This window comes from Chryseobacterium sp. KBW03 (assembly GCF_003852415.1).
Lineage (GTDB): Bacteria > Bacteroidota > Bacteroidia > Flavobacteriales > Weeksellaceae > Chryseobacterium > Chryseobacterium viscerum.
Genome location: NZ_QAJO01000007.1, coordinates 1 through 12,314, shown reverse-complemented (window position 1 = coordinate 12,314; position 12,314 = coordinate 1). Strand labels below are relative to the sequence as shown.

Below are 12,314 nucleotides of genomic sequence, written 5' to 3'. Positions count from 1 at the left end.
GCACACTTTTTACCCTAATAAAACAAGCACTCATATATTATATAGTATAGGCGTATGTTTAAGAAAAAAAGTTTCTAACCCGTTTTTAGAAGTTTGATTTGACAATACTTCTTAACTTTAAAGATCAAAAAAAACAAATAAACTAATTTTCCAAGATCATATTTCATCAAACTAGAGTTCACAATAGTGAAATTTGGAAGATATATCTTTATACCCCCTATTAGACTTTCTATGATTGGTTTTATATTTATCCACAAGCAACAAATATAACCTACTGAAAACTAAAAGACTAAATCGGGACAATCCAAAATGAAAGTTTCTGGTCCACAAAAAAGACTAAAAAAATGTTTTATCGTAAAGAATTTTATATATTTGCACCATCTAACAATTAAAAAAATAATTTACTATGTCAGACATTGCATCAAGAGTAAAAGCTATCATCGCTGATAAGCTTGACGTTGAAGAAACAGAAGTAACTCCTGAAGCTAGCTTCACTAACGATTTAGGAGCTGATTCACTAGATACAGTTGAACTTATCATGGAATTTGAAAAAGAATTTAATATTCAAATCCCTGATGACCAGGCTGAAAAAATTACTACTGTAGGACACGCTATCGCTTACATCGAAGAAGTAGTAAATAAATAATATTCTTCAACAAAAAAGAAATTAAACAAAGTTTATGGAATTAAAAAGAGTAGTTGTAACAGGATTTGGAGCAATAACACCAATAGGAAATAATGCAAAAGAATACTGGGAAAACCTTGTAAAAGGTGAGAGCGGTGCCGCTTCGATTACTCTTTTTGATGCCACAAACTTTAAAACAAAGTTTGCCTGCGAGGTGAAGAGTTTCGATCCACTACAGCATTTCGATAAGAAAGAAGCTAAAAAAATGGACCGAAATACTCAATTGGGACTTGTTGCTGCTAGAGAAGCAGTGGCACATTCCAGAATTATTGAAGACAATGTAGACAAAAACAGAGTTGGTGTAATCTGGGGATCCGGAATTGGAGGTTTAGAGACCTTCGAAACTGAGGTATTAGGATGGGCAAATACGGAAATTCCGAGATTTAACCCTTTCTTTATTCCTAAAATGATTGCAGATATCACTCCTGGTCATATCTCAATTGAATATGGTTTCCACGGACCCAACTATACTACTGTTTCTGCATGTGCATCTTCAGCAAATGCTATAATTGATTCCAAAATGCTGATCCAATTAGGAAAAGCAGACGTGATTGTGTGCGGAGGCTCTGAAGCAGCCGTTACAGCAAGTGGTGTCGGTGGATTTAATGCAATGATGGCCCTTTCTACAAGAAACGATGATCCAACAACAGCTTCAAGACCTTTTGACAAAGACAGAGATGGATTTGTATTGGGTGAAGGTGCAGGAACAATCATTCTTGAAGAATATGAGCACGCAGTAAAACGTGGGGCTACAATTTATGCAGAATTATTAGGAGGAGGTTTGAGTGCTGATGCACATCACATGACTGCTCCACACCCTGAAGGTCTTGGTGCTTATCTGGTAATGAAGAGTTGTTTGGAAGATGCAGGTTTAACTGCTGATGAAGTAGATCACATCAATATGCATGGTACATCTACTCCATTAGGAGACATCGCAGAATCCAATGCAATCTCAAGACTATTAGGCGAGCATGCTTACGACATTCAGATTAATTCTACAAAATCAATGACCGGACACCTTTTAGGTGCTGCAGGTGTTATTGAAGCTATCGCTGCATTGGGAACTATTATTCATGGTATTGTTCCTCCTACCATCAACCATTTTACTGATGATGAAAATATTGACAGCAGACTAAACTTTACGTTTAATTCAGCTGTGAAGAAAGATGTAAAAGTAGCCATGAGCAATACTTTCGGATTTGGCGGGCATAATGCTTGCGTTCTATTTAAGAAAATCTAAATTCAATGAATGGAGTTACAGAAATACTTTTCTAAATTCCTTATCAAAAAAAGAAAAAGACAACTCACGGAGAGAGAATATTTTCTCAGTACCGAACTTAAAAAAGTATTGGGTACCGAGGTACAAAATATAGCTCTTTACCGCGAAGCTTTTTCTTTGAAAAATTCTTCTAAAAATCAAGACAGCAATTACGAAAGACTTGAATTTTTGGGAGATTCTGTTTTGGGTACAATTATTTCTTGTCATTTGTTCCAGACTTATCCTCAAGCTAATGAAGGATACCTGACACAGATGAAATCTAAGATTGTTAATAGGAAAAACCTCAATAAATTAGGAGAAGACCTTAAGCTTACCAGCCTTTTGCAAAAGCAAAACAATTCTTCAGCCTTAGGTGAAAATATCTCCGGAAATTTATTCGAAGCTTTAATTGGTGCCGTTTATTTGGACTTCCACTATGATGCCTGCAAAAGGATCATTCTGGAAAAATTACTGACCCCTTCCGAGATCAACAAGCTTGAAAACAAAATTGTAAGCTACAAAGGTCTCCTGCTTGAATGGAGCCAAAAGAAGAAGGTTAATATCAAGTACGAAACCTGCGAGGAAATACAAGCTAATAAATCTGTCGTATTCAGGTGCCACGTGTGGCTGGGAGATGAAAAAATTGCAAATGCATCAGAGACTTCCAAGAAGAAAGCAGAGGAAAAAGCAGCACAGAGGGCATTTTATATTTTAAATAAAAAAGAAAATATACTTGGAAATTCAAAAACTTTATGATCTTGATGATATAGAATTTGAAGATATTGCCATAGGATTGGTAAGATTAGCAAAAGATATACCTGCTCATGAGTTTTTCTACAAAATAAATCAAACCAACAACCTCAATTTTGCAAGAAAGAAAGACCTGGTCTTTCATGGGGGATATTATGATTATTTTTTTCCTAGATATGAGGCCTACCACAAGTTTTCAAAAACTTGTTTTACCTTTATTTCAAATAAATCTTCGGAAAGTAAGCAAAAAAAAGTTCAGACGGAACTCTTTACAGAAGAAGAAAACATTAAATTTTTATTAAATAATCAGGTAGATGTCGAATATATTTTACATAGTTCGGAACAGTTTCCTGATTTTTCCGTAATTTTGCTCCCTGAAAATCTTGTGTTTCCAATTCAAGATTATACACTGAGTTCTGATGAGGAACTTTATCAAATTATCCAGTATTATGAATAAGTATTTAAAGAAGACAAAAATTATCGCAACACTAGGACCTGCTTCATCATCGAAGGAGGTAATGTTAGATTTAATGAAAGCGGGTGTTGACATTTTCAGAATAAATTTTTCCCATGCAGATTACGACTTAGTTCGATCAAATATTGAAATAATTAGAGAGCTAAACAGCGAGTATGGGTATTCAGTGGGTATTCTAGGAGACCTTCAGGGACCTAAACTAAGAGTAGGTGTTGTAAAAGAAGGTTCTTATCTGAACCCTGGAGATATTCTTACTTTCACTAATGAAAAGATGGAAGGAGATTCTACCAAGGTTTATATGACTTACCAACAGTTTCCACAGGATGTAAAAGTAGGGGAAAGAATCCTTATTGACGATGGGAAGCTAATGTTAGAAGTTATCGAAACCAATGAAATAGATACTGTAAAAGCAAAAACCATTCAAGGAGGTCCGTTAAGTTCTAAAAAAGGAGTTAATCTACCTAATACGAATGTTTCTCTTCCTGCTTTGACAGAAAAGGATGTTCAGGATGCTAATTTCATGCTTGACATGGAAGTTGACTGGATTGCCTTATCATTTGTTCGCCATGCTCAGGATATTATCGACTTGAAGGAGCTTATCAATGCGCATCCAAATGGTAAATTCAAAACTCCGATCATTGCGAAGATTGAAAAGCCTGAAGGGGTAAAAAATATTGAAGAAATTCTTCTAGAATGTGACGGATTAATGGTTGCCCGTGGTGACCTGGGTGTAGAAGTTCCAATGGAAGAAGTTCCTGCTATCCAGAAAAATCTGGTAGAAAAGGCAAGATTCTACTCCAAGCCAGTTATCATTGCTACGCAGATGATGGAAACCATGATCAACAGCTTAACGCCAACCAGAGCAGAAGTAAATGACGTTGCCAACTCTGTATTGGATGGAGCTGATGCTGTAATGCTTTCAGGAGAAACTTCTGTAGGGAGGTATCCGGTACAGGTTGTGGAAAACATGGCTAAGATCGTAAAGAATATCGAAACAACTCATTTTTACCAACATAAAAATGAGCCTATCGAAAAGGATTACAACTGCATCGATGAGAGGTTCATTACCAATAGAGTTTGTCTTGCAGCAGTAAGAATTGCTAAAACAACTAACGTTTCTGCTATTGTAACGCTTACTCATTCGGGGTATACCGCTTTTCAGCTTGCAGCACACAGACCTAACTCACAGATCATTGTTTACAGTGGAAACAAAAGAGTAATCGCTATGCTGAACCTTCTTTGGGGAGTTCATGCTTACTATTATGATATGAAAAAGTCTACTGATGAAACGATCATCCAGGTAAATATGCTAACCCATAACTATGGTTATATCGAAACAGGAGATTTCGTAATCAACATCAATGCTACTCCATCATACGAAGGTGGAAAAACGAATACATTGAGATTGACTACTGTTTAAGACGAATAGGCAAATTACTTTTGTCAAAACATACAAAAAAACTCCCGGAAATCAATTTCCGGGAGTTTTTTATTTATAAAAATAAGGCTGTGTCATTAATACCAACCTTAATAATGTCCTACAATAGTTCTCGCCGTTACAAACTCTTTTAGAGCCAGCAAAGAAAGCTCAGTTCCATATCCTGAAGCCTTGCTCCCACCGAATGGAAAACGTGGATCAGAACTCGTCATTCTGTTGATGTTTACCGTTCCGGATTCAAGATTCTCAATAAAGAATAATTGACGCTCCGGTTTCTTTGTCCAAACAGAATTGGAAAGTCCGAAAGGAATATCATTTGCCATTTGTAAAGCTTCCTCATCACTTTTTGCAATCATGATCATTCCAAGAGGTCCGAAAAGTTCTTCTTTTAAAATTGGATTTCCTTCCTGAACTCTGATTAAACCGGGTTTAAATTCATTCTCTGAAATTCTCTCCAAAGGAATAATAATTTCTGCGCCATTTTCCAATGCTCTATTAAATTGAGCTTCTAACTCATCAGCAAGGTCGGGTCTTGCCATTCCGGCTAATTTAGTTTCCTTAAGTAAAGGATCTCCGATTTCATATTTTTTATATTCTTCAATGAATTTAGGTAAAAACTCACCTTCAATCTTTTCATCTATAATAAATCTTTTTGCTGCAGTACAGGTTTGTCCGCAGTTTTGAAGTCTGGATTTCACTCCTGCTTTTGCTGCTGTTTCCAGATCTGCATCATCGAAAATGATAAAAGCATCACTTCCTCCTAATTCAAGTAAAGATTTTTTGATATTTAAACCAGCTATTGAAGCCACTTCTCCCCCTGCTTTACCACTCCCTGTTAAGCTTACTCCTTTTACAACATCGTGTTCAAGAATTTCCTTTACAGCCTGATGTCCTACTTCAAGATTCTGGAAAATACCTTCCGGAAAGCCTGCCTCCAAAAGAACATCTACTATTGCATTTCCACTTCCGAAACAAATTGAAGCATGTTTCAAAACGACTGTATTTCCAGCTAAAATTGCAGGAACAGCAAATCTCAATACCTGCCAGAAAGGAAAATTCCATGGCATTACTCCTAAAATCACTCCTTTTGGAACATAATGAACTTCAGAATAAGCAAATTCAGATTCAATTTTTTCGGGTTTTAAAATATTCTCAGCGTCTGCATAATAATTCATCATTAAAGCACACTTTTCTACTTCCGCAATCGATTCTGAAACAGGCTTATTCATTTCCTTAGTAATGATTGTCCCAAACTTTTCAGAATTATTCTTTAAAATTTCTGCTGCTTTTGCAATTAACTTCTGCCTTTCCTCAAACGGCACTTTTCTCCACACTGAAAACGCTTTATCTGCTTTAATAAGCTTGCTTTCAATTAATTGTTCCATAATATAATTTCTGTTTTAAATTCAGCTAATGAATTTATGAGCGCTTTTATTTTAAAAGCACGGTGAAGTCAGCAAATTTCATTCCTTAAGGGTTAATAAAATAATGATTTTCTCTATCGGAAGAATATAACTTCTTACATCATTAGCCATTCATTCACAAGACATGCTGCCAGCCTTGCCGTCCTATCCTGAATATCGAAAGACGGATTAACTTCTGCTACATCCAGTGCAACCAGTTTTTTGTTTTTTAAGATATGTCTGTAAAAATGCATAAAGGTTGTATCTGCAAAGATACCATTATATGCTGAAGCGGAAACTCCGGGAGCAATAGATGCGTTAAATACATCCATACAAATAGTAAGATAGGCGAAATCCACATTATCCAGCAGTTCATCTATACGCTGATAGATAGAAGGAAGGTTTTCAAAAAACAATTCATCTGAAAGGATGTATTTCATTCCATACTGATGAGCTGTATCAAAAAGCTTTAGCGTATTCGAGTTTCTCTGAATTCCGATATGAAGAGAATTGATAGGACCTTCCTGGGCAATCTGCCAGAATCCTGTTCCGGAGCTTGGTCCTATCCCTTTTTCCGGCTGTCTGTTATCAAAATGGGCATCAATATTAATGATCCCGATTTTTTGTTCAGGAAAGGCTGTTTTCAGCCCTAAATAATGGGCATACGTCACTTCATGCCCTCCGCCCAGCACAAGAGATTTCCCGCCTTTTAAAAGTAGTTTTGAAACATTTTTGGCAAGATTATTCTGAGTATTTTCCAGATTTCTGTCTTCACAGGTAACATTCCCAAAATCCAGCATCGAAAACCCCGGAATAATTACCGGAAAATTAGCCATATTCTTTCTGATCAGATCAGGTGAATCTTTAGCTCCCTGACGACCTTTGTTTCTCCTTACTCCTTCATCTACAGCAAAACCATGCAAAACAAAATCATCTGTAGAAATGTTGTCGTAATTACGTTCTTCCTTTACTCTTTGAAATAATCTGTGATAGAGAAGTTCTTCTCCGTCCAATCTGCCTTGCCAAATCATAATCTAAAATTATTCTCTAAACCTACCTTTTATTGTAGGTATAAATGTTCTGAAAAATAAAACTATAAATACTAATAAAGCACTACCGAGTTTAAACTGCATACTTCTATTTTCTCTACTAAAATAAAAAGTCACAATACCTAAAGCAACAATGGCTATTAGGTAAAATGTAGAATAAAGATATCCTCCTCTATTTTCATACTTAAATTCCCCGCCATTTGCAGCAAACATTTCATCCAACATATTATGGGCTATAGCAGGCTCTACTTTTCTAATATCTGAAGTCAAATTCTTCATGATAAAGTCTTTTTTCGTGCCTGACTTTACAGCATTTAATGCATAATCAACGTTTTTTTCTGCAATACCAAGAGAGACATATTTATCTTTAATCTCTTCTAATGTAATTTTCATGGATGTGTTTTCTATTACTTTTTATTTCCATCAATGTACACACTTTCCGCTTTTAAGCTTCCCTGATTATAAAGTACATTCTGGAAATTATTGGTTTTGAAAGTGACAAAATCCGCCTTTTTTCCTGCCTCCAACTGCCCTCTATCCTCAAGATTAAGTGCATAAGCAGCACGGAAGGTCATTCCTGCCAAAACTTCAGCAGTTGTCAGTTTCTGGAAAGTTGCCAGAATAGAAGCCTGGGTAATTAAATTTCCCATGGGAGCTGATCCCGGATTCCAGTCACTTGCGATGGCTACGATAGCTCCTGCATCTAATAATTTTCTTGCCGGAGTAAATTTTTCACCCAATCCTAAACTTGCGCCAGGAAGGGCTGTTGCCACAGTATCTGATTCAGCCAAAAATTGAATATCCTCGTCAATGGTTGCTTCCAAATGATCTGCAGACTTCGCTCCTACTTCTACCGCAATTCTTGAACTTCCCGGTGTAAACTGATCCGCATGTACGGTAATTTCAAAACCTAATACTTTTGCTTTAAGCAAGAATTCTTTACTCTCGTCAGGCTGAAATGCGGACTTTTCAATGAAAATATCTACTCTATTCGCCAATCCCTCTTCTTTTACTTTTGGTAAAATTTCGGTAATGATATATTCCAGATATTCGGGATTGCTTCCTTCAAAGTCTCTTGGTTTTAAATGGGCCGAAAGACAGGTAGGTACCAAAGTTGCCTTCGTTGAATTTTGTGCTTTTTTAATAATTCTAAGCATTTTAAGCTCATTTTCCACATCCAGTCCGTAACCGCTCTTCACTTCAATTGTGGTAATTCCCAGATCAACCAGAAAATTGATTCTTTCTATCAAAGTTTTCAATAATTCTTCTTCTGAAGCATTTCTTGTGTGCTGCACAGAACTCCAGATTCCACCACCGCTTTCTGCAATTTCCAGATACGTCTTCCCAGCATTACGCATGGCAAAATCGTTAGCACGGTTTCCTCCGAAACAAATATGGGTATGTGAATCTACAAAGGCAGGAAGAACAATCTGTTCTCCTTCTATCTTTTCGATTTCTATGGTAGGATTTTCTGTTTTTAATGTTTCAAAATTTCCAACTTTCTGAATGGTATTCTGATTTACTATAATTCCTCCGTCTACAATAATTTCCAGTTGTTCATCGGAAAGTTTTCCTCTTAATGGTAAGTTAGCAAGCGTTACCACCTGCTTAAATGGTCCTATTAATTTCATTTATTTAATATTAAGGCGAATGTTTACTTCATCAATTGGTATTGATCTATCTAAACAATCAAAATTTATTAATTTTTATTAATAATTTCTCCTCTCAAAAATACTTAAAATATCCCAATTATTTCAATCTTAGCGATTCTCATTTTTAACGTCTGTCTAAACGTCTGTATCAATCTTAACCTTTTCTCAATCTGCCCTTCAACCTTAGCCTAAATTTGCTATCTTTGAAGTAAATGAAATGAATTAATGCCAGATTTTTTACATCCAGATAAGGAAAACTACTCACGAGAGGAGCTCATGCAGGAAGAACAGATCCGTCCCCAAAGCTTTAAAGATTTTGCGGGACAGAGAAAAACGCTGGAGAACCTTGATGTTTTTGTTACCGCTGCGAAAAGACGTGGTGGAGCACTAGATCATGTTTTATTACATGGTCCGCCGGGGCTTGGAAAAACTACTTTAGCCAATATTATTGCCAATGAACTTGGGGTAAATTGTAAAATCACTTCGGGTCCTGTATTGGATAAACCTGGAAGCTTAGCTGGTTTGTTGACCAATCTGGAAGAAAATGATGTTCTTTTCATTGATGAAATTCACCGCCTATCTCCTATTGTAGAAGAATATTTGTATTCTGCAATGGAAGATTACAAGATTGATATTATGCTGGAAACAGGTCCTAATGCCAGAAGTGTACAAATCGGACTGAATCCCTTTACCCTGGTGGGCGCAACAACCAGAAGCGGAATGCTTACGAAGCCTATGCTTGCCCGATTTGGAATTCAAAGCAGACTGGAATATTATTCTATTGAACTTTTATCAATGATTATTCAAAGAAGTGCAAGGGTATTAGGAGTTGTTATTTATGAAGATGCCGCAATAGAAATTGCAAGAAGAAGCCGTGGAACACCAAGGATTGCCAACGCATTATTGAGAAGGGTGCGTGACTTTGCCGAGATCAAAGGGAATGGTGAAATTGAAATCAATATTACAAAATATGCATTAAATTCTCTGAATGTGGATGAATTCGGTTTGGATGAAATGGACAATAAGATCATGCGTGTTATGATTGAAAACTTCAAAGGAAAGCCCGTTGGTATTTCTGCTCTTGCCACATCCATTGCTGAAAATCCTGAAACATTAGAGGAGGTTTATGAACCATTTTTGATCCAGGAAGGATTTATTATCCGGACTCCTCGAGGAAGAGAAGTTACTGACAAGGCTTACAAACATTTAAATATTACAAGACCTAAAAATCCGGGTGAGCTTTTTTAATGCAAAGTTCAAGGTTTAAGGCTAATTAGAATTTCTTAGTTTATGTTTATACCCAAATTATACAGAAGTGAAGATTTTGATGTGATGAGAGATATCATCAAGGAAAACTCTTTTGCTCTACTGATTTCCTCCACTGATAAAATCAGGGCGACTCATTCTATGATGATGCTGAATGAAGATGACCCTGAAAATGCTTATATTGAAACTCATATTTCGAGAGCAAATCCTCAGGCAAAAATCTTAAAAGACGGCGATGAAGTTCTCTGTGACTTTTTGGGAGCCCATACTTATATTTCCAGCAGCTGGTATGATCATATTAATGTTTCCACATGGAATTACGAGGCAGTACAGATCTATGGCAAGGTTGAATTGATGAATCATGACGAGCTTTATGCCCATTTGGATAAATTAACATCCAAATATGAAAATTACCAGCAATGTCCAATGATGGTGAAAGATATGGGAAAAGAATTTGTAGAAAAGGAAATGAAAGGAGCTTTTGGGATAAAGATAATTCCTACCGAAATATTTATCAAGCAAAAACTTTCCCAGAACAGGAAAGAGGCTGATTTTAACAACATCATTACGCAACTTGAACAATCTGATGATAACGGAAAAAAGATTGCGGAGAAAATGAAATTAATAAAGAAATAATCAAAATATACATATGAAGTTATATCCAATACAATGTGGAAAATTTAAACTGGACGGCGGCGCTATGTTCGGAGTCGTCCCAAAGAGTCTGTGGGAAAAAACAAACCCAGCAGACGAAAAAAACCTAATCGAGTTGGGAACACGCTCCCTGCTTATAGAAGACGGAAAAAAGCTTATCCTTGTAGACTGCGGTCTGGGCAACAAGCAGGATGATAAATTTTTCGGACATTATTCTCTTTGGGGAGATGATACTCTTGATAAAAATCTAAAGAAATACGGCTTTATAAAGGAAGATATCACCGATGTATTCCTTACTCACCTTCACTTCGACCATTGTGGTGGCGCTATAGAGTGGAATGGCGACAGAACCGGATACAGACCGGCTTTCAAAAATGCCAACTTCTGGACTAATGAAAACCACTGGCAGTGGGCAACTGAACCTAATGCGAGAGAAAAAGCAAGCTTCCTGAAGGAAAATATTATGCCGATACAGGAAAGCGGACAGCTTAATTTTTTACCCCTTCCTACTACCGGCAACTACGGTTTTGCCCCGGATCTGAAAATGGATGTCATTTTTGTAGATGGCCATACGGAAAAACAGATGCTTCCGGTAATCCAATACCAGGAAAAGACTGTTGTTTTTGCGGCAGACCTTATTCCTACAGCAGGGCATATCAATCAGGTTTATGTAATGGGATATGATACGAGACCTCTTTTGACTTTGGAAGAGAAAGGAAAATTCCTTAAACAATGTGTAGACAACGAATATCTATTGTTCTTTGAACATGATGCTCACAATGAACTTGCAAGCCTTAAAATGACTGAGAAAGGCGTAAGACTTGATGAAACGTTCACCTTTAATGATGTTTTTGGATATTAATTTTTAATTATGGAAGAATTACATTCAGAAATACAACAGACAGAACCGGAACCATCGCCCAAGGTTATAGGATTAACAGGCGGAATAGGTTCTGGAAAAACAACAGTAGCCCAATTTATAGAAGAACTCGGTTTTCCGGTTTACTATTCTGATGACAGGGCAAAAGCGATCGTTAATGAAAGCGAAGAACTGAAAATAAAAGTCAAGGAACTTCTTGGTGAAGAATCCTATGATGAAAACGGATTGTATGATAGAAAATTTGTTGCAGATAAAGTTTTCAACAATAAAGATCTGCTCCATCAGCTAAACGAAATTATTCATCCTGCTGTACGGATTGATTTCGAAGATTGGGTGAAAAAGCAGAGTAAATATTTAGTATTCAAAGAAACAGCACTCTTGTTTGAACTAAAGCTCAACAGAAAATGTTATAAGTCTCTTTTGGTAACAGCTGAGGATAATATCAGGATCAAAAGAGTGATGGACAGGGATAACAAAACCTACCGTGAAGTAGGAGTTGTCATGGAGAAACAAATGCCTGAAAGGGATAAAATTAAAATGGCAGATTGTATTATCTACAACAATACCAATCTGGAAGAATTAAAAGAACAGACTGAAAAAGTGATTTTCAGTATTGAATAAATAAAAACTCGTTAGAAGCTTTTCTAACGAGTTTTTTTATGTAAAAATATTATTCTGGAATTGTTTCTCCAACGAGATCTTTTAACAAAAATAAGCCTCCATTTCTGGAGGCTTATTCTATTTGAAATTCAGTTCATTTATTCTTTGATAAATTTCTTCTGAGCAGTTTTACCGTTATCATCG

At 36.4% G+C, this 12,314-nt stretch carries 13 protein-coding genes; 9 read left to right on the top strand and 4 right to left on the bottom strand.

Annotated elements, in window-relative coordinates; genetic code table 11:
- The first annotated feature begins 406 nt into the window (after window positions 1-406).
- The 5 genes from DBR39_RS15955 to pyk are packed head-to-tail and all read left to right on the top strand — an operon-like array spanning window position 407 to window position 4,588.
- Window positions 407-646, top strand: a complete 240-nt coding sequence (locus DBR39_RS15955; protein ID WP_002976354.1) for an acyl carrier protein — start codon at window positions 407-409, stop codon at window positions 644-646.
- Between the two features lie 34 nt (window positions 647-680).
- The gene (gene fabF, locus DBR39_RS15950) at window positions 681-1,925 is read left to right on the top strand and encodes a beta-ketoacyl-ACP synthase II (protein WP_103233925.1); all 1,245 of its coding nucleotides are present in this window, start codon (window positions 681-683) and stop codon (window positions 1,923-1,925) included.
- Window positions 1,926-1,934: 9 nt separating this feature from the next.
- A complete protein-coding gene (gene rnc, locus DBR39_RS15945) occupies window positions 1,935-2,699 on the top strand; it encodes a ribonuclease III (RefSeq protein WP_124534756.1) in 765 nt (254 codons plus the stop codon).
- Window positions 2,677-3,150, top strand: coding sequence for an IPExxxVDY family protein (locus DBR39_RS15940; protein ID WP_103233927.1), 474 nt, complete (start codon window positions 2,677-2,679; stop codon window positions 3,148-3,150). The genes rnc and DBR39_RS15940 overlap by 23 nt, the downstream gene beginning before the upstream one ends.
- The gene (gene pyk, locus DBR39_RS15935) at window positions 3,143-4,588 is read left to right on the top strand and encodes a pyruvate kinase (protein WP_124534754.1); all 1,446 of its coding nucleotides are present in this window, start codon (window positions 3,143-3,145) and stop codon (window positions 4,586-4,588) included. Before DBR39_RS15940 ends, pyk begins: the two co-directional genes overlap by 8 nt.
- A 107-nt stretch (window positions 4,589-4,695) precedes the next feature.
- Here pyk and DBR39_RS15930 read toward each other — a convergent pair whose 3' ends face one another.
- The 4 genes from DBR39_RS15930 to hutI form a co-directional block, all read right to left on the bottom strand.
- A complete protein-coding gene (locus tag DBR39_RS15930) occupies window positions 4,696-5,991 on the bottom strand; it encodes an aldehyde dehydrogenase family protein (protein ID WP_124534752.1) in 1,296 nt (431 codons plus the stop codon).
- 134 nt (window positions 5,992-6,125) lie between these two features.
- Window positions 6,126-7,040: a formimidoylglutamase gene (hutG, locus tag DBR39_RS15925; RefSeq protein ID WP_124534750.1), complete on the bottom strand. Its 915-nt coding sequence runs from the start codon at window positions 7,038-7,040 to the stop codon at window positions 6,126-6,128.
- 9 nt (window positions 7,041-7,049) lie between these two features.
- Window positions 7,050-7,451 carry a hypothetical protein gene (locus tag DBR39_RS15920; RefSeq protein ID WP_124534748.1) on the bottom strand — a complete coding sequence of 134 codons (402 nt, stop codon included), beginning with the start codon at window positions 7,449-7,451 and terminating at the stop codon, window positions 7,050-7,052.
- 14 nt (window positions 7,452-7,465) lie between these two features.
- Window positions 7,466-8,689, bottom strand: coding sequence for an imidazolonepropionase (hutI, locus tag DBR39_RS15915; protein WP_124534746.1), 1,224 nt, complete (start codon window positions 8,687-8,689; stop codon window positions 7,466-7,468).
- A gap of 246 nt (window positions 8,690-8,935) precedes the next feature.
- Between hutI and ruvB the strand changes: the two genes are divergently transcribed.
- Genes ruvB through coaE form a run of 4 tightly spaced genes read left to right on the top strand, consistent with a single transcriptional unit; the run spans window position 8,936 to window position 12,131 of the window.
- Window positions 8,936-9,958 carry a Holliday junction branch migration DNA helicase RuvB gene (gene ruvB / locus DBR39_RS15910; protein ID WP_109739049.1) on the top strand — a complete coding sequence of 341 codons (1,023 nt, stop codon included), beginning with the start codon at window positions 8,936-8,938 and terminating at the stop codon, window positions 9,956-9,958.
- A gap of 42 nt (window positions 9,959-10,000) precedes the next feature.
- Window positions 10,001-10,612, top strand: coding sequence for an FMN-binding negative transcriptional regulator (locus tag DBR39_RS15905; RefSeq protein WP_124534744.1), 612 nt, complete (start codon window positions 10,001-10,003; stop codon window positions 10,610-10,612).
- A gap of 13 nt (window positions 10,613-10,625) precedes the next feature.
- Complete coding sequence (locus DBR39_RS15900; RefSeq protein ID WP_124534742.1) at window positions 10,626-11,492, top strand: MBL fold metallo-hydrolase; 867 nt, start codon at window positions 10,626-10,628, stop codon at window positions 11,490-11,492.
- A 9-nt stretch (window positions 11,493-11,501) separates the two neighbouring features.
- Complete coding sequence (coaE, locus tag DBR39_RS15895; RefSeq protein WP_124534740.1) at window positions 11,502-12,131, top strand: dephospho-CoA kinase; 630 nt, start codon at window positions 11,502-11,504, stop codon at window positions 12,129-12,131.
- Window positions 12,132-12,314 lie beyond the last annotated feature (183 nt).